The 17,654-nt window shown below is 54.5% G+C and carries 19 protein-coding genes and 1 tRNA gene; 15 read left to right on the forward strand and 5 right to left on the reverse strand.

Annotated elements, in window-relative coordinates; translation table 11 throughout:
- Positions 1-73 precede the first annotated feature (73 nt).
- A complete protein-coding gene (locus RHH53_RS03340) occupies positions 74-2,017 on the forward strand; it encodes an ABC transporter ATP-binding protein/permease (RefSeq protein ID WP_206201056.1) in 1,944 nt (647 codons plus the stop codon).
- On the opposite strand, the gene RHH53_RS03345 is transcribed toward RHH53_RS03340, so the two are convergent.
- A complete protein-coding gene (locus RHH53_RS03345; protein ID WP_310744091.1) occupies positions 2,014-3,399 on the reverse strand; it encodes an NAD-dependent succinate-semialdehyde dehydrogenase in 1,386 nt (461 codons plus the stop codon). The genes RHH53_RS03340 and RHH53_RS03345 overlap by 4 nt on opposite strands.
- 162 nt (positions 3,400-3,561) lie before the next feature.
- On the opposite strand from RHH53_RS03345, the gene RHH53_RS03350 reads away from it, so the two are divergent.
- The gene (locus RHH53_RS03350) at positions 3,562-4,011 is read left to right on the forward strand and encodes a fasciclin domain-containing protein (protein ID WP_302678835.1); all 450 of its coding nucleotides are present in this window, start codon (positions 3,562-3,564) and stop codon (positions 4,009-4,011) included.
- 4 nt (positions 4,012-4,015) lie between these two features.
- Here the strand turns inward: RHH53_RS03350 and RHH53_RS03355 are convergent, their stop codons facing one another.
- Complete coding sequence (locus RHH53_RS03355; protein WP_310453321.1) at positions 4,016-4,255, reverse strand: hypothetical protein; 240 nt, start codon at positions 4,253-4,255, stop codon at positions 4,016-4,018.
- Between the two features lie 143 nt (positions 4,256-4,398).
- Between RHH53_RS03355 and queF the strand changes: the two genes are divergently transcribed.
- The 5 genes from queF (at position 4,399) to hisG (ending at position 7,870) form a co-directional block, all read left to right on the forward strand.
- Positions 4,399-4,797, forward strand: coding sequence for a preQ(1) synthase (gene queF / locus RHH53_RS03360; protein ID WP_149820908.1), 399 nt, complete (start codon positions 4,399-4,401; stop codon positions 4,795-4,797).
- A gap of 19 nt (positions 4,798-4,816) precedes the next feature.
- Positions 4,817-4,888 (forward strand) — tRNA-Gly (locus RHH53_RS03365).
- Between the two features lie 168 nt (positions 4,889-5,056).
- Positions 5,057-5,998, forward strand: a complete 942-nt coding sequence (locus RHH53_RS03370; RefSeq protein ID WP_302678837.1) for a DnaJ domain-containing protein — start codon at positions 5,057-5,059, stop codon at positions 5,996-5,998.
- Between the two features lie 6 nt (positions 5,999-6,004).
- Complete coding sequence (locus RHH53_RS03375; protein ID WP_206201061.1) at positions 6,005-7,231, forward strand: ATP phosphoribosyltransferase regulatory subunit; 1,227 nt, start codon at positions 6,005-6,007, stop codon at positions 7,229-7,231.
- Positions 7,232-7,234: 3 nt separating this feature from the next.
- On the forward strand, positions 7,235-7,870 hold the full coding sequence (gene hisG / locus RHH53_RS03380; protein WP_206201062.1) for an ATP phosphoribosyltransferase: 636 nt from the start codon (positions 7,235-7,237) through the stop codon (positions 7,868-7,870).
- Between the two features lie 2 nt (positions 7,871-7,872).
- Here the strand turns inward: hisG and btpA are convergent, their stop codons facing one another.
- Positions 7,873-8,763 (reverse strand): photosystem I biogenesis protein BtpA, encoded by an 891-nt coding sequence (btpA, locus tag RHH53_RS03385; protein ID WP_149820900.1) that lies wholly within the window; start codon positions 8,761-8,763, stop codon positions 7,873-7,875.
- A 69-nt stretch (positions 8,764-8,832) separates the two neighbouring features.
- On the opposite strand from btpA, the gene folK reads away from it, so the two are divergent.
- Positions 8,833-9,414 carry a 2-amino-4-hydroxy-6-hydroxymethyldihydropteridine diphosphokinase gene (gene folK / locus RHH53_RS03390; RefSeq protein WP_206201063.1) on the forward strand — a complete coding sequence of 194 codons (582 nt, stop codon included), beginning with the start codon at positions 8,833-8,835 and terminating at the stop codon, positions 9,412-9,414.
- Here the strand turns inward: folK and tadA are convergent.
- Entirely contained in the window at positions 9,335-9,829 is a 495-nt protein-coding gene (tadA, locus tag RHH53_RS03395) for a tRNA adenosine(34) deaminase TadA (RefSeq protein WP_302678838.1), read from the reverse strand. The genes folK and tadA overlap by 80 nt on opposite strands.
- A gap of 79 nt (positions 9,830-9,908) precedes the next feature.
- Here tadA and RHH53_RS03400 point away from each other — a divergent pair, with 79 nt between their 5' ends.
- Together RHH53_RS03400 and RHH53_RS03405 are read left to right on the forward strand one after the other, a co-directional pair.
- Positions 9,909-10,049, forward strand: a complete 141-nt coding sequence (locus tag RHH53_RS03400; protein ID WP_011056031.1) for a photosystem II reaction center protein K — start codon at positions 9,909-9,911, stop codon at positions 10,047-10,049.
- A gap of 85 nt (positions 10,050-10,134) precedes the next feature.
- A complete protein-coding gene (locus RHH53_RS03405; RefSeq protein ID WP_310438055.1) occupies positions 10,135-10,887 on the forward strand; it encodes a YebC/PmpR family DNA-binding transcriptional regulator in 753 nt (250 codons plus the stop codon).
- A gap of 290 nt (positions 10,888-11,177) precedes the next feature.
- Here the strand turns inward: RHH53_RS03405 and recJ are convergent, their stop codons facing one another.
- Positions 11,178-13,430, reverse strand: coding sequence for a single-stranded-DNA-specific exonuclease RecJ (recJ, locus tag RHH53_RS03410; protein WP_310438056.1), 2,253 nt, complete (start codon positions 13,428-13,430; stop codon positions 11,178-11,180).
- A gap of 158 nt (positions 13,431-13,588) precedes the next feature.
- Between recJ and RHH53_RS03415 the strand changes: the two genes are divergently transcribed.
- The 5 genes from RHH53_RS03415 to RHH53_RS03435 are packed head-to-tail and all read left to right on the forward strand — an operon-like array spanning position 13,589 to position 17,641.
- Positions 13,589-14,038, forward strand: a complete 450-nt coding sequence (locus tag RHH53_RS03415) for a hypothetical protein (protein WP_206201067.1) — start codon at positions 13,589-13,591, stop codon at positions 14,036-14,038.
- A gap of 12 nt (positions 14,039-14,050) precedes the next feature.
- Positions 14,051-15,040, forward strand: coding sequence for an o-succinylbenzoate synthase (locus tag RHH53_RS03420; protein ID WP_310744092.1), 990 nt, complete (start codon positions 14,051-14,053; stop codon positions 15,038-15,040).
- Between the two features lie 23 nt (positions 15,041-15,063).
- Positions 15,064-16,377, forward strand: a complete 1,314-nt coding sequence (locus RHH53_RS03425) for a nicotinate phosphoribosyltransferase (RefSeq protein WP_310744093.1) — start codon at positions 15,064-15,066, stop codon at positions 16,375-16,377.
- Positions 16,374-16,934 (forward strand): nicotinate-nucleotide adenylyltransferase, encoded by a 561-nt coding sequence (locus RHH53_RS03430; RefSeq protein WP_302676822.1) that lies wholly within the window; start codon positions 16,374-16,376, stop codon positions 16,932-16,934. Before RHH53_RS03425 ends, RHH53_RS03430 begins: the two co-directional genes overlap by 4 nt.
- Positions 16,931-17,641, forward strand: a complete 711-nt coding sequence (locus RHH53_RS03435) for an NrtR DNA-binding winged helix domain-containing protein (protein ID WP_206201071.1) — start codon at positions 16,931-16,933, stop codon at positions 17,639-17,641. The genes RHH53_RS03430 and RHH53_RS03435 overlap by 4 nt, the downstream gene beginning before the upstream one ends.
- Positions 17,642-17,654: the final 13 nt, after the last annotated feature.

Consider the following 17,654-nt stretch of genomic DNA (forward strand, 5'->3'; position numbering starts at 1 on the left):
CCGTTCTCCTCTGTAGCTGCCCCCACTACAATAGTAGGCCTGTAGCCCCTTGCCACTGTCGAGGAACAAGCCAATGTCGCAGCCGACCCATCGCTTTAATCTCCGTGTTTGGGGGCAGTTTCTGCGGATTGCCCAACCCTATTTCTTTCCCCGCGATCGCTGGGGCAGCAGTGTGATCTTTATCCTGCTGCTTTTTCTGGTCATTGCCCTCATGTTTGGTGTTCTCTTTGGCCTGACAGCAGCTATCACCTTTGGCCTCAATGCCCTTGCCCCCGAACTGATGGGACAAATTGCCGGCGGTCTCATGGAGATGATTCAATCCCTGTGGGCACAGCCCCTCAGCCGTAGTATTCTGCTGGGGACGGTGATTCTCCCCTTGGGCGTCTTTGCGCTGCTGCGGCAACCCCTGCTGCCTCGGTGGCAAGCGTGGGCACTCTTGGGGTTACTGCTGATGCTTTCCCTCTCCGTGAGTGGCCTCAACGTGATCATTAGCTTTGTCGGGCGCTTCTTCCAGACGGCACTGGCGGAGAAAAATGCTGAAACCTACTGGCGATTCCTCTTGGTGTATGCTGGCGTTTTTGTGGTGGGGACGCCGATTGTCGTCATTTATCGCTACGTGCGCGAATATCTAGGGTTGCGCTGGCGGGATTGGCTCACCCGTCATTTTTTGGATCGCTATTTCCAGAATCGAGCCTACTACACCATCGAAAACCAAGGCGAGATTGATAACCCTGATCAACGGATCACCGAGGATATCCGCTCCTTTACCCAAACCTCACTCCAGTTTCTACTGATCATTCTGGGCGAAATTATTGACCTCATTGCCTTTAGTGGCATTCTCTGGAGTATCTCCCAAACCCTAACGCTGACCTTGGTTGGCTATGCCATTGTCGGTACGATTGTGACCGTTTTGATTGGACAACGCCTGATTTGGCTGAACTTTAACCAACTGCGGCGCGAAGCCGATTTTCGTTATGGCTTGGTTCATGTGCGCGATAATGCCGAGTCCATTGCCTTTTATCGCGGTGAAGGCCAAGAGTCGGTGCAGGTGCGTCAGCGCTTTCTCGAGGTGCTGCGGAACTTTAACCTCTTGATTGGTTGGCAGCGCAATCTGGAGTTTTTCACCACGGCCTACAACTACTTTGTGGTGATTGTGCCAGCAGCTGTGGTTGCTCCCCGCTACTTTGCTGGTGAGATTGACTTTGGTGCTATTAGCCAAGCCAGCTTTGCTTTCTCGCAGGTGCTGGGGGCACTCTCAATCATTGTGAACCAGTTTACGAACCTCACGGGCTTTATTGCGGGTATTGAGCGTTTGGCAGAGTTTGATGAGGTTTTGACAACGCCCCCAGTGCCCCCCCAATCCCAAATTCAATTGGTGGAGAAGTCCTACATTGCCCTAGAACACGTGGCTGTGGATACACCGAACTTAGCACGGCGGCTGGTGGAAGATGTCACATTTGCCCTTGAGGCGGGGGAAAGTGTGGTGATTATGGGGCCGAGTGGGGTGGGTAAAAGTTCGCTCCTGCGGGCGATCGCTGGACTCTGGCAAAGTGGCAGTGGCCGTATTATTCGTCCCCCCGTAGATGAAGTGCTCTTTTTGCCCCAACGCCCCTATATGGTGCTGGGTACGTTGCGCACCCAACTGCTCTACCCCAGTGGCGATCGCCAAACCCCAGACGATGTGCTTTTGCACGCCCTTAACGAAGTCAACTTGGCACATTTGCCGGATCGCGTCGGTGGTCTGGATGTGGAATTAGCGTGGGATGATGTGCTGTCGCTTGGGGAACAACAACGACTGGCGATCGCCCGCCTGCTGCTGAATCACCGCCCCTACGCCATTTTGGATGAAGCCACCAGCGCCCTAGACTTAGCCAACGAAAAACGGGTCTATGAGCACATTCAGCGCACCACCCGCAACTACATTAGTGTTGGCCACCGTGAGAGCCTGATGCAGTACCACAAGTACGTTTTAGAACTCAAGGGCGATCGCGAATGGAAATTTTATGCCCTCAGTTAGGTATCGCCGTAGCGGCACACTGTTTTAATATTGACAAACTCCAACAGTCCTGCCCGTCCCAGTTCACGGCCATAGCCAGAGGTCTTGATCCCGCCAAAGGGCAAACGTGGATCCGACTTGACCATCGCGTTAATGAAGACAGCACCCGCTTCGAGATCCCGCACGAGGATCTTCGCTTCATCGCTCTCCTGTGTCCAAGCACTGGCGCCTAAACCAAAGGGTGTGGCATTGGCCAGTTCGATTGCCCCAGTTAGGGACGGTACCCGAAAGAGCATCGCCACAGGTCCAAATAGCTCCTGATGAAACACGGGGTTATCTGGAGTGACCTCTGCCAACATCGTCGGCGCAAAGAAATACCCCTGCTGACAATGGCTCGGCAGATCAAGGTTGCGGCGGTAAAAGACCTTGGCACCATGGGCAAGGGCAAGTTCAACCTGGGCGTGGAGTTCATCACGGATGGCGGCAGTAGCAAGAGGCCCCAGTTGTGTGGTGGGTTCCAAGGGATCGCCAATTACCCACGTCTCGAAGGCAGCTTTCATGCCCTCGGCAAAGGTGTCATAGACAGCCTCATGGACAATAAAGCGTTTAGCCGCAATGCAGGATTGGCCATTGTTAATCATGCGGGCTTGGACAGCGGTGGCGATCGCCTGAGGGATATTGGCACTGGGCATGACAATAAAGGGATCACTTCCCCCCAGTTCCAGAACGGTTTTCTTGAGGTGCTGACCTGCTGCTTGGGCTAAACTTTTGCCCGCTGCTTCGCTGCCCGTGAGAGTCGCTGCCTTAATACGCGGATCCGCCACCAGATCAGCAATGGCACTGCCGGGAATCAGCAGGGTTTGAAAGACCCCCGCAGGAAAGCCCGCTTCCCTCAAGAGCTGGGCGATCGCCAGCGCGCACTGAGGCACATTAGAAGCATGCTTGAGCAGAACCACATTCCCCGCCATCAAGGCCGGAGCCGCAAAGCGAAACACCTGCCAAAAGGGAAAATTCCACGGCATCACGGCCAAAATAATGCCAAGGGGCTGGTAATGAATCGCGCTGTAGCTTGCCTCTGTGGGAATTAATTCAGGCCGCAGGAAAGCTGTCCCCTGCTCGGCATAGTAACGACACACCCACGCACATTTGTCAATTTCAGCCCGCGCCTCTGTCATTGGTTTACCCATCTCAAGGGTCATGAGGCGAGCAAGCGCATCCCGCTGCTGTTGCAGGAGATTTGCTGTGTTTTCTAGCCACTGGGCACGCTGCTCAAAGGCTGTCAGACGATAGGTCTCAAAGGTCGTCGCCCCTTGGGCAATCGCCCTCTCCACTTCCTCAGCCCCTAAGGGGGAAAAAGTTTTTAAGACCTCAGCGGTTGTGGGATTAACCGACGCGATTGCCATGATTAAATTTCCCTATCTGGCTGACGCCAGCGATCGCTAGCGCCTAGGACGTGGGTTCAGTATGCTAATTCTAGCGTTTGTTACAGTCCCCATCCTCTTGATGAATGGGGCGATCGCAAACCATTGTTGTGCATTTTCATCGCAGTTGTGGGGCACGCTTTTATGGCAACCATTGTTGATATTGCAGTGAATACTCGCGGCTTTTCCACACTAGTGACTGCTGTCAAGGTGGCCAATCTGGTGGAAGCCCTGCAATCGCCGGGGCCTTTTACGGTGTTTGCCCCCAATGATGATGCCTTTGCCAAGTTGCCCGATGGCACCATTACCTCCCTTGTGCAAAATCCTCCCCAGTTAGCGCGGATTCTCAAATACCATGTGGTTGCCGGTGCCTACAAAGCCGCCGACCTGAAAAAGATGGAAATTGTCACTTCCCTCGAAGGTTCCACTATTCCGATTCATGGCGATCATCCCTTGGAAGTCAAAAACGCCACTGTCCTTGCCGCTGATATTGAAGCGGAGAACGGTATTATCCATGTCATTGACACCGTGATCTTGATGGGTCTGAATCCAGCCCACTCCTTTCAGGACACCAACATCCCCTACAAAGTCTAGGGCGTTAGCGAATTTCCCGCACCAAAAGCCCTTGGTGGATTTTCTCCTCCACAAACTGGCGGTAAAGCTCTAGCTCTTCATAGGTGACTTTGCCATCGGCGCGAATTTGTCGCTTGATTTGCGCCATTTCGTCGGCAGTCAATACGCCGTCGGCGATCGCTCGCTCTAGCAGTTGTTTGAGTTGGGCTAGTTCTGCTTTATCGGCCTCTGAGAGAGGGGTTCCATTTGGCTGATAACGTTCCATGGCACTCTCGCCTCAACAACCTCTCTACCCTATTCTCACCCTGCAACGTTGGTGTCGAGGGGCTAGGAACTTAAATCTTGATAAACTTTACTTATGGTCTAAAGAGAATCTCTGAGTCGTTCTCAAGCTGTTGGAACCAAACAATGCAAGTATCAGAAATGAAGTACGGCGAACGCGCCATTCAAGAAGGGCAACTGATTACATTTCCCAATCCACGTCCCGGTCGGCAATACACCATTGAGATTACCCTGCCGGAGTTTACCTGTAAGTGTCCATTTTCTGGCTATCCTGACTTTGCCACGCTTTACGTTAGCTATATTCCCCATGAAAAGGTGGTGGAACTAAAAGCGATTAAGCTTTACATCAACAGCTATCGCGATCGCTACATTTCCCACGAAGAAGCGGTGAATCAAGTCCTCGATGATCTCGTGGCCGCCTGCGACCCCCTCTACATGAAAATCAAAGGGGACTTTGCCCCCCGTGGCAATGTGCATACCGTTATTACAGTCGAACACCATCGCCAGCCGGACAGTTCGTGCTAAAATTATAGACTGCAAGACTGCGGACGTAATTCAGTGGTAGAATGTCAGCTTCCCAAGCTGAACGTCGTGGGTTCGAGTCCCATCGTCCGCTTTCCCTAAAAACCACCAAAATGCGGTACTCTGGGGCATTTCAGAGATTCAAAGCTGCCCTTTCGCGCTAGCGTGGCGGAGCCATGAAGGTACCCAATTGTTTGGCCACCAACCCCCTCTATCAGCAGGTATAATCTAATGATGTTCTGCCCCTGCGGTTTCACTGATTATGCCCTTCGAGATCAATCACGGTCTGGGTCGCTTTAACTCCAAACGGGATCTCCATGCTGCCCTAGGGATTCCATTGTCGGCAGCACCCGGGGAAATTCGCAAGCGGTATCTCAAAATTGCCAAGACACTGCACCCCGACAGCCGTGATGATGAATCGGGCAAAAAAATGGCCAGTGATTTGCTCTCCAAGTTTGTGAATCCTGCCTATGAGGTGCTTTCCCAAGAAAAAGAGCGGGAAGAATATCAAGTCATTTTGCGCTTGCTTGAAAAGCAACTGCTAACGGCCAATATTGTGCCAACGCCCACCTTTGATTTGGCACAGGAAGTCTTTAACGCTGCCAATGTTGAAGAAGCCTATCAAAAGGCGCTCAATACCCTTGCCCAAGATCAGTACAAAGACTTAAACAATGCCCTGAAAATTAGCGAACAAATTAGTGAACTCAATTTGATTTATCTGTGGCGATCGGCAGGCGGCAAGGCAACCACAGCCACGGTTTCTACGCCTGCACCCCCACCCAAATCAGATGAAACCCAAGTGCGTGCCACACCAGCAGCCGCCACAGGGACGACACCGCCGACAGAGGCTCCCAAAACAGAGCAATTTACAGAGCAATACTTCCGACGGGCAGAGGAACTCTTTAATAAAGGCATTTATCTGGAAGCCATCAAAGAATTGAAGGATGCCCTGAAAATTGACCCCCGCAGTGCCCGCTGCAATGCTCTCCTAGGCAAGGTGTATCTGCAACAAGGCTCCCTCAGTATGGCCAAAATTCACTTTAATCAAGCCCTGAAGCTCAATCCTCAAGAGGTGACGGCCATACAGGGACTCGAAGCAATTAGCAAGAGGGAGCGCAAAGCCCAGCAACAGCAAAAAAATACTGAGCCGCCAAAACCGGAGAAAAAGAAATCCTCCTTCTTTGGTCTTTTTGGGAAAAAATAATTCACTATGGTGTATCAACCTGCCTGTGGTGCCCGCGATATTTTGCCCCTTGATGTGGCACGGCAACGGTGGCTAGAGCAGCGCTTGGAGCGCGTCTTTCAAAGCTGGGGGTATCAAGAAATTATTACGCCGACGATCGAGACCTTGGCCACATTGACGGCAGGGGGAACCGTTCATCCAGAAACAGTCATTCAAGTCCAAGGAAGCGGTGATGAACCCTTGGGATTGCGGCCAGAATTAACGGCTTCGATCGCTCGCGCTGCTGTGACTCGTATGGCAGGCAGGCAACTGCCCCAACGGCTCTATTACAAAACCAATGTCTTTCGGCGGACAACCGTGGCAGAGTTGGGCAACCAGCAGGAATTTTTCCAAGCGGGAGTGGAGCTACTGGGGGCAACAGGTTTAGCGGCGGATGCAGAAATTCTCTGGCTGGTGCAGGAGTGCCTTGGGGCACTAGCGGTTGAGGAGGCCTATCTCTTGGTGGGGGATGCCCACCTGACGCAACAGTTGCTCAGTCCCTTTCCAGCGGAGCTGCAAAAAACGGTGCGCCAGTGCTTGGCTAATTTAGACCGCGTGAGTTTGCAGGCTCTCCCTACCCCTTGGCGCGATCGCGCCCTTGCCCTCTTTGATCTGCGGGGCACTCCAAGGGAAGTGGGGGAACGCTTAGCGCAGTGGTCTGACGTGGCAGGGGTGGCCGATCGCTTTGGGGAATTGCAACAGTTGTTGGGCTTGGTGGCTGAGTCTTTGGCGATTACCCTTGATCTCAGCCTTGTGCAGTCCTTTGATTACTACACGGGGATTATCTTTGAGGTCTTAATTCCCACGGAAACGGAACTGCGGTTGGTGGCTCAAGGGGGGCGCTATGATCAACTGCTCAGTATTTACCATCCGGACGGTGCCACGGTGCCGGGGATTGGTTTTGTCTTTAATGTCGAGGCGCTCCTGCAGGCGATCGCCATTCCCCCAGCCGCCCTCTTAGCTCCCCGTAGTCAATGGCTGGTGGTTCCCCGCACAAGCAACGCCCTCGCTGCTGCCCTCCACCATGCCCAAACCCTACGCTTGGATGGCTCGACGCGGGTGGAGTTGGCACTTCTAGATCTGACGCCAGAACAAATCCGCGCCTATGCCCGCGATCGCCAGATTCCCTATATTGCTTGGATTGAGAGTGATGCGCCACCGCAGATCGAAGCCCTCAGTGATGGGGCAACCTATTTGCAGATTCAGAGTGTTTAGGCCATGCTAACGATCGCCCTACCCAAAGGTGCCCTACTCAAAGATAGTATTGCCTACTTCCAACGGGTGGGCTTAAATTTTGAAGCGCTCCTCGAGCCGGGAAATCGCCAACTTCAGGTGCTTTCTCAGGATGGCCGTGCCCGCGCCCTTTTGGTACGTGCCCAAGATGTCCCGGTTTATGTGCAGTATGGTCAAGCGCAGTTGGGCATTGTGGGCTACGATGTGCTGCGGGAAAAAAATCCCCACGTGGCCAAGCTAGCGGATCTCGGTTTTGGTCAGTGTCGGCTATCGGTGGCCGTCAAAGCCTCTAGCCCCTACCGCAGTGCCCGCGATTTGCCCCCCCATTGCCGCGTCGCCTCAAAGTTTGTCCGCTGTGCCGATGCCTTTTTCCAGCAGTTGGATTTGCCCGTGGATATAGTGCCACTCTATGGTTCAGTGGAACTGGGGCCGATTACGGGTATGGCAGAGGCGATTGTGGATTTGGTGTCAACGGGGCGCACCCTCAAGGAAAATGGCCTTGTGGAGTTAGAGCAAATTTTTAGCAGCACGGCCTACTTGATTGCCCATCCCCGCAGCTATCGCCTCAACCTCAATGGTCTTGGACACTACGTTCCGCAGTTAACAGGAGCGATCGCCTGATCTCATTTTTGGCCGTGCACAACCATGGCTGGCAGGGGTTCATTGATCGACCCCCGGCAGTTGCCATTGGCGCGATTGAGTTCCTGAATCTTGTGGTGGGCTCGCTGCCATGCTTCGACAAAACGGCTGACACGAATGGGGTCAATGGGTTGTTCAATCTGGCCATTGCGCTTCAGAGAACTGGCAACAATGACGCCGTTGACGTAGGGCACTAATTGCTCCACATTGTCCCAAGAGGCACCACTGCCAATAAAGAGGGGTTGTCCCTTGGCGGCACTGGCGGCCACGGATAGATCTTCCTCAGTGGGCGGATGTCCCGTTGCCCAACCGGAGAGAATCACCCCATCGGCGAGTCCCCGTTCAAAGGTGTCCCGTACCGCAGTGGCGAGGTTCGGACTGTGGAGCGGCTGGGCGTGCTTTACCATCACATCGGCAAAAATTTTGATGTCTTGCCCCAGTTCGCGGCGGTAGCGCAGGAGTTGATGGGCTTGGCCTTCAATAATGCCTTGATCTGTCGCCATTACCCCAGTGAGCACATTAACGCGGATAAATTGTGCCCCGGTACAGGCAGCGATCGCCAGACCACTGAAGGCATCATTGCGCAGCACATTCAGGCCAATGGGCAAGGCCACCAGATTCTTTAACCGCTGCACCACCAAGGTCATGGCACTGACGACGGCGGCATCCACCCGATCTTTGGTGAAGGGAGCATCAAAGAAATTCTCAACAATAATGGCATTGGCGCCCCCTGAGGCGAGGGCTGTGGCTTCCTGTTCTGCGCGGTCAATAACGGCCTTCAGGCTCCCCCCCCAACGGGCAGAGGTGGGTAAGGGCAGGAGGTGGACAACACCAATGACGGGGGTTGCAGTGTGAAAGAGAGTCTGGAGATCCACAACAATTTCGGCAATAGGTGAACAGTGCAGGTATAACAGGAGGAGTGGCAGGCACTCTACACAGGCACAATGGCAGAATGCACTGACTTAAGTATATCCCCGTCTGACCCCCCCCTCGTGGCGATCGCCCTCGGAAGCAACCTTGGTGAGCCATTGCTACAACTGCGCTCAGCCGTCCAAGTGCTTGCCCAAACGCCGGGGATTCATGTCTTAGCCTGCTCGCCGTGGTATCGCACGACCCCGATAGGCCCCCCGCAACCGGACTACTGGAATGGCTGTCTGATTGCCCGAACGCAACTTTCCCCTTGGGCACTTCTGCAAACGCTGCAAAGGATTGAGACGCAGTTTGGTCGCCAACGGCAAGAGCATTGGGGATCCCGCACGCTTGATCTGGATCTGCTGCTCTATGGCGATCGCGTCATGACCACTGCCGAACTCACCCTGCCCCATCCCCGCTTGGCCGAGCGACCCTTTGTCCTTGTGCCCCTTGCAGCGATCGCCCCCCACTGGCGACACCCCCTACTGGGTGACACCATCCAAACCCTACGGGAGCGAGTGGGGGATGCGGGCATTATTGCCGTTCTCTCTGACGGTGCTGGCGAAACCACGTTTGCAACTGCTGCCGACAGGCCGCCGCCTGAACCCCGCTAATCACCTGAATCCGGTGGAACACCGCTGGGCTTTGCGGAAGTTGCAGCACTGAATCAATGGCCCCAGCTTTTGGATCGGTCGTCCCGTAGATGAGGGTGTGAATGCGGGCTTGAACAATGGCAGCGGCACACATCGGGCAGGGTTCTAGGGTCACATAGAGGCGGCAGCCCGTTAAATACCACGTACCTAGACGTTGACCCGCGCGGCGGAGGGCAATGATTTCCGCATGGGCAGTGGGGTCATGATCTCGCTGGCGGCGATTTTCCCCCGTGGCAATGAGTTCATTCTCCGCACTGACAATCACCGCGCCTACGGGCACTTCATCGGCAGCTCCTGCCTGTGCTGCGAGGGCGATCGCCTGTTGCATCCAAAAGTCATGCAGGTCTGTTTCGGATAAAGGGAGAATGTCTGGCATGGCGATCCCGTTGCCGCAGTGGCTATGGTACTATTTTTTCAGTTCTCTTGCGATCGCTGAATTCTTTTAGGAAAACACCATGATTGATGCTTTAGTTTTGGTTGCTAAACTCCCGGAAGCCTACGCCATTTTTGATCCCCTCGTGGATGTGCTGCCGGTAATTCCTGTGCTCTTTTTGGCCTTGGCCTTTGTTTGGCAAGCCGCTGTCGGTTTCCGTTAAAGATAGCTTCGATCAAAATAACCCTGTTGACTTGCCCCGTTGATTTCAGCGGGGTTCTTCTTGACTTTTGGCATGTGTTTCCCCTATGGCAGGTCACAGTAAGTGGGCAAACATTAAACGGCAAAAGGCGCGGGTGGATGCCCAAAAGGGCAAGACCTTTGCGCGGCTATCGCGAGCGATTATTATCGCGGCGCGGCATGGGGGAGGGGATCCAGCGGGCAACTTTCAACTGCGCAGTGCGATTGAGAAGGCAAAAGCCGCGGGGATTCCCAGTGAAAATATTGAGCGGGCGATCGCCAAAGGGACGGGTACGCTTGAGAGTGATGCCCCCCTAGAGGAAATTCGCTACGAAGGCTATGGGCCGGGGGGTGTGGCGTTTTTGATTGAGGCCCTCACGGATAATCGCAATCGCACGGCAGCGGATCTGCGGGCAGCCTTCAATAAGCAAGGGGGCAACCTCGGCGAAACCGGCTGTGTGGGCTGGATGTTTGAGCAGTGGGGCATTGTTACTGTTACCGCCCCTACAGATGAGGAAGCCTTCCTTGAGGCACTCCTAGCGGCTGATGTGGAAACCTATGAAATGCTAGGGGATGTAGCTGAGGTGCGCTGTCCCGTGCCTGCCCTAGAAACCGTCAGCGAAACCCTGAAAGAACACGGCTACACTGTTCTCGACACCGAAAGCCGCTGGGTCTCAATGAATACGGTAGAAATCACCGATGAAGATACCGCGCGGCGCGTCCTCAAGTTGATGGATGCCCTTGAAGCTCTCGACGATATTCAAAGTGTGGCCACCAACGTCACGATGAGCGATGCCCTCATGGAGGCGATGTACGTCTAGGCATCCGTGGTTTTACGGGATTTTGGCAAAGATTTCTGCGCTGCTGAGACTCAAAAAATTGAGTGGAAACACGGTGGGCAGCCAAAGGCAGCCGTGGGAGCATAAAAGTACGGTTGCAGGCATTGCACCGAGGCACGTTGTGTGTAACCAGACTGAGGCTCTCCTTAGAGCGATCGCTCTTCTTCTCTCAATCAACGTTGATTGCCTGTGTGTTCCCGCCTTTGTGTGTTTCCCCTGTCGGCTCGTGTGTGTTCCTCAGGTTCCCTGCTGAAAAAAGTTGTAGCCAGTTTTTAGTGTGTTTCCTGAAGCGCTGGGAGGGGGGCGGCGGCGAAATAGCGACGACGGAAATTTTCCTCGGCGATCGCTGCTGTGAAGGTCTCTAAGGCCACTGCCGTATGGCGGGAAGATTTCACTTCAGGTGGCCACTCACACCAAAACTCTTCTCCGCTCTGCATAACTTGAACCCCCAGTGTCTCCAGCACATTGAGGGCATAGTTCAAGGTGGCCATTTCAATGCCAAGGTGTTCCCGCAACTCCTCGCGTTGTAAAGATGTTCCCTGCTGACTGGCCTGTTGGCATAACGTCAAAAATGCCTGCCAGACTTTTAGGGCGTCCTGCTCTGGAGGGAGAGAGTAGGCCAGAATTAAAGGTTGCTGTTCCCTTTTCGCTCGCTGAATCCACTGGCGCCAGCTTTCCCGTGATGTCGGGCAAGTTTCGACGCGCAGACCCTTGCCGCTTGCCTCGTGGGGGCGATCGCGATAATCCATGAGGGACTGAAAAGAGGCCGATTGGATGACATTGGTTGCACTGGGTCGCAGCTCTTTAATGATGGCTGATAGGGACTTTTGCCACTGCTCTAGCTCAATCACCAGATCACAGCGTTCTTTGGGACAATCCGCCACTTGATGATCCCACCACTTGGCAGGAAAGGAGGACTTCCCTTGGGGATCGCGGAGCAGCATTGAGACGTATTTTCTGATGTTCTGATTCCCCCTGTTCTGGTTATCTTTGAGGTCAGTAAGTTTCACATTTCGCACCAGCAAGCGGGGGAGAGGATGGTGAGTAGAATCAAAGGGAGCCAGCACTTCTAGTTCCTTGAGCAATCGCTCATTGAGTTGATCCAAGCTCACTTCCAAGTCAATCCTCAAGGGTTTTGGTGTCGCGATCGCCGTGCCCTCTTTTTGTGCCAAGAATTGGTTGAGGGCGGCTTCCAAAAGGGGAATATGCGCCACCTTCAGCCGAAAGCCCACTGCATAGGGATGCCCGCCAAATCCCTCAAATAAGTGCCGTTGACTGTGGAGTGCCTCATAGAGATCCACAAAGCCATCGGAGCGCGCTGAACCTGCGGCCATGCCCGTTTCTGGATTGGTCTGAAGCAAAATTGCCGGGCGGCCATAGGTTTTCACGATCTCATTTGCCACCAGCCCCAAAAGACTCAAGGGCCAACTGTCATCGGTGAGGAGAATCACCCGTGATGCTGAGAGGTCCAACTGAGCCACCTTGGCATGGGCCATCTGAGCAATCTCTTTTTGGCGTCGCTGCCGTTCTGCATTCACTTTTTCAATGTGCTGTGCCAACTGCCGCGCTTGGCGCCAATCTTGGGTAGTCAACAGCGTAATCAAAGGCCGCACATCTCCCTTTACACGACTGACAGCATTGAGGCGGGGTGCGACGGTAAAACTAATCTGCCGTTGCCGAGCCGTGTCTTTGGACGCGCCCTGCAAAAGGACAGCAATCCCCGGGCGGAGGGTCTGACGCTTGCCGAGTTGTTCCAAGCCGCGCTGGGCAAGGTAGCGGCACTCATCCCTCAATTCAACCAAGTCGGCAATCAGGCCAATGGCCACCAAATCAAGGAGGTTTTCGAGGGCATACCCCTGGGTTTTCTCTGGCCACGTTGCATAAACGGCTTCCAAAAATTTGTAGGCGACGCCGACCCCGGATAAATGGCGCAGCGGATGCTCCAAAGGCAACTGCCGCGGATTGATCAGCGCCACAGCCCCCAAGGAAGCGGGTTCAAGGGTGTGGTGATCGGTAACAATCACCTCCATCCCCAACTGACGGGCAAGGGCAATTTCAGCACCGTTGGTACAGCCCGTATCACAGGTAATGATCAGGGAGACCCCCTTTTTTTGAAGCTCCTCAAGGCCATGGCGCGAGAGACCATGGGAGTCGTGCTGGCGATTGGGAATATAAAAGTCCACCAATTGCGCCCCCAAAAGGGGTTTTAGCCCTTCCCAGAGAACGGCGGTGGCCGTGACCCCATCGGTGTCAAAGTCTCCCCAAATGGCAATGTTTTCTTGATTGTTTAGGGCTTTCTGCAAACGGGCTAGGGCAGCTTGCATTTCTGGAAACTCAAAGGGAGAGGCAGGTTGGTAGTGTCGCCAATTTAAAAAAGCGGGCACTTGCCGATGAAGATCGCGATAGCCCCGCTGCCAAAGCAACTGGGCAGTGATTGCCCCCGCATCGGGGTGGAGGCTCTTGACTTGCTCGATAAACTCTAAGGGGGCAGGGTGAGCAGAACAGGATTGCCAAGGACGCTGCATGGAAGTTCAGTTTCTAGGGAAGGGCAGCAAAGATATTCTTTGACTATTCCTTTAATCATAGCGATCGCCCCCTGCGGCCAGAGAGACTTCCAAAAATTGCTGCTGCTCTCTAGCACTGAAAATTGGGGAAGGCTACAATCAGGACAGCCATTGGGGATATGAGAAACGTGAATCATACGTTTTTAGTTGATGGGGGGCGGTGGCTGCTCAAGGGAATGTGGTTAGAGGCAAATCAGGAGCCGATTCCGGTGACGGGGAGGATTCTCGTCTCCTACGGCCAAGATGACTGGTTTTCAATGGCCGCCAAGATCACCTTTCCCGATCAAGTTAAGCCAGAATTAGTGTTGCAGTCGCGGGGGAAGTTGGAAGTGGATGAGCAGGTGTTTACCTATGTGCTCCAACATAGTCTCTTGGGTCGGCTGGAGGGAGAGGGATGGATTACGCCCCATGCGATCGTGCAGCAGTTTATTTTGCTGGGGGATGCCAACCGCTGTACAGGCTTCGAGCACTACTGGCAACTGGATGCTAATCACTACACGCTGCTGAGTGGGATTCACAACAGCCATAAGCTCAAACATTTGCTCGAGGCAACGCTTGAACGGGTTTAGCGGCCTGCACGGATGCGCTGGCAATGGCGGGTGTATGAGGAACTCCTTCGAGAACCCTTGGCAACGGCGCAGGGGGTCTGGCGATCGCGCTCAGGAATTTATCTACGCCTTGAAGATGAACAAGGTCAAGTGGGCTACGGTGAAATTGCCCCCCTTCCCGGCTGGGGCAGCGAAACCCTCAGTGCCGCTATTGCCCTGTGTCAGCAACTGCCTTGTCACCTCAGCCCAGAGATCATTGCCGCAATTCCTGAGGACTTACCCGCCGCCCAGTTTGGTTTTGCCACCGCATGGCAAAGTGTCGGGCAATTGCCCTATAGGATTCACCCTTGGCCAATCTGCGCCCTTTTAGGCAGTGGTCGAGCCGCCCTTGAGCAGTGGCAGCAGCCTTGGCAGCGGGGGCAAACCACCTTCAAGTGGAAAGTCGGTGTCCTGTCCCCAGAGGAGGAGCAAGGAATCCTCACGACCTTACTGGCAGCCCTGCCTCAGGGGGCTAAATTACGCCTTGATGCCAATGGGGGTTGGGATTTGGCCACTGCAGAGCGGTGGTTTGCTTGGCTCGATCGCCATGGGAACGGCAAAATTGAGTATGTGGAGCAACCGCTACCCCCTGACCAATGGCAAGCCCTATTGAGGCTGTCTCAGACGGTGACAACCGCGATCGCCCTCGATGAGAGCGTAGTGAGTGCAAGAGAATTGCAGCGTTGGTTAGAGCGCGGCTGGCCGGGACGCTTTGTGATTAAGCCAGCGCTGTTTGGCTCTCCAGAACGCTTGAGTGTCCTGTTGCGTCAAGGTTTAGAACCGCAACGGCTGGTCTTTTCCTCTGCCCTCGAAGGGGCGATCGCCCGCACGGCAATTTTTCAGTGCTTTGAAACGTGGCAACCCTGTCGTGCCCTTGGCTTTGGCGTCGAACGCTGGCGATCGGCTCGCCTACTGAACACTCTTGCGGATTACACAGCGATATGGGATTGCCTTGACAATTATGGTAAAAATTACTATAAATAAAACATCCTTCACCTCTCAAAGCCATGACAGGTTTCACCTTGGCCGCCAGTGATTACAGTTTGCTGACGGACCTCTACCAACTGACAATGGTGGCCACCTACGCAGGTGAGGATTTGGCTTGGACACCCGCTAGCTTTGAACTCAGTGTGCGGCGACTACCCCGAGGATATACGTATTTGGTGGCCATGGGGTTGGCTCAGGTACTGGAATACCTACAACAAGTGCAATTCACCCCGCAGCAAATTGATTACTTGAAAAGTCTAGCGGTTTTTGAGCGGGCACCTGCAGCATTTTGGGACTTGTTGAGCCACAGTGAGTTTCGTGGGGATGTCTGGGCGGTTCCGGAAGGGACAGTGGTGTTTGCCCAAGAACCCCTGCTGCGGATTGAAGCCCCCCTCTGGCAAGCCCAGTGGCTAGAAACCTGTCTGCTCAATATCGTGAACTACCAAACCCTTGTGGCTACCCGCGCTTCACGGTTGCGACAGTTGGTGGGAGAAGAGGTAGATCTGCTGGAATTCGGCACACGGCGTGCTTTTAGTCCCCAAGCTTCCCTATGGGCAGCACGCTCAGCCCTCGCCGCCGGATTTACAGCCACCTCGAATGTCTTAGCAGCACAGCAGTTGGGGGTTTCCCCCACAGGCACGATGGCGCATTCTCTGGTGATGGCGATCGCCACCCTTGCTGGTACAGAACAGGATGCCTTTACGGTTTTCCTGCGCTACTGTCCCGAAGGCGCACTGTTGGTCGATACCTACGACACCCTCGCTGCCGTTGCCACCCTTGCCGATCGCCAAGCGGCCGGGGAAATTGTTGTCAAGGCTGTTCGCATTGATTCAGGGGATCTCCTTAGCCTCTCCCAGAAAATTCGCCAGCTCCTGCCCCAAGCGAAAATTATTGCCAGTGGGGATCTCGATGAGGGGGAAATTCGCCGCCTGCGAGCAGCCGGTGCCTGTATTGATGCCTATGGCATTGGCACGAAGCTGGTAACGGGGGATCCTGTCAACGGGGTCTATAAGCTAGTCGAGATCAATGGTCAGGGGGTGATGAAGGTCTCCAGTGGCAAAATGACCCTACCCGGACGCAAACAAATTTATCGCCGTCCCAGTGGGGATTGCCTTGCCCTTGCCAGCGAGGAAAATGTTTGGGGCAGACCGCTCCTCGAACCCGTCATGAAGGCAGGGCGCCCCCTCTCTCCCCCGGAGTCCTTGGCGACAATTCGCGATCGCCACCGCGCCAGTTTGGCAGAATTGCCAGAGACGCTCCTCGATGTCACCCAGCCCGTGGTCTATTCCCCTGCCTTGGAAGCCCTGATTCAACAGTTGCGACAGCATCCATGACGATTGCCCTTTTTGGTACCAGCGCTGATCCACCCACCGCCGCCCACGGGGATATTCTCCAGTGGTTGAGCGATCGCTATGACCGCGTCCTAGTGTGGGCAGCCGATAATCCCTTCAAAGGGCAGCAAACCCCCCTACCCTATCGCCAAGCCATGCTCAATCTCTTGGTGCGCAGCCTCAACCGTGCCAATGTGGAGCATCACCCCGAACTCAGCCACCCCTACACCATCCATTCCGTGGAGCAGGTAAAGCAGCAGTGGCCGAATGAACCCCTTACCCTAGTGGTGGGCAGTGATGTTCTCGCTAAACTGCCGCAGTGGTATCAGGCGGAGAAACTGCTTGCACAGGTGCAACTGTTGGTCTTGCAGCGTCCCGGTGTTGTCATTGACCCCAAGGACTGGCAAGCCGTGCAGCCACTATGTCCCCAAGTGGAACTGGCTGACTATCGGGGGCCGGCGGTCTCCTCGACGACCTATCGGCAACAGCGGGATGAACAACAACTCCTGCCGGCGATCGCCCAGTACATTCAGCAGCAAGGACTCTACTCCCAGCCATGAGCGCCTCCCCTTTACCCCTTGCGGAATTTGTTGTTGGCGTGGACAACGTTATTTTCTCTGTGGATACGGATCAAAATCGCCTTCTTGTGCTACTGGTTCAGCGACAACAGGTGCCCTTTGCCGGGTATTGGAGCCTCCCCGGTACCCTCGTGCGGCAGGGGGAATCCCTTGAAGCCGCTGCCTATCGCACCCTAGCGGAAAAAATTCGCGTCCGTAACCTCTATCTGGAGCAACTGTACACCTTTGGCGAACCGGCGCGAGATCCCCGCGAGGGCACCTATGGCAAGCGCTATCTTTCTGTGAGTTACTTTGCCTTGGTGCGCTTTGCTGATGCGGAACTGATTGCCGCCGGCGAATGTCCCGTGCAGTGGTTTGCCCTAAGTACCTGTCCAGAACTGGCCTTTGACCATAGCAAAATCTTGGCCTATGGTCACCGCCGCCTCTGCAATAAGCTGGAGTACAGCCCCGTTGCCTTTGATGTGCTGCCAGAGTACTTCACCCTCAATGATCTCTATCAGTTTTACAGCACCGTTTTGGGAGCCAACTTCTCCGACTACTCCAATTTCCGCTCACGGCTTTTGAAACTCGGCATTTTGCAGGATACGCACCAAAAAGTGATCCGCGGCGCGGGCCGACCGGCAACCCTCTACCGTTTCGATCGCGAGGCCTTTGCGCCGCTGAAGGATAAACCCCTAGTTTTTGTCTAAACTTTTTGAGGAG

This window comes from Thermosynechococcus sp. PKX82, assembly GCF_031583255.1.
Classification (GTDB): domain Bacteria; phylum Cyanobacteriota; class Cyanobacteriia; order Thermosynechococcales; family Thermosynechococcaceae; genus Thermosynechococcus.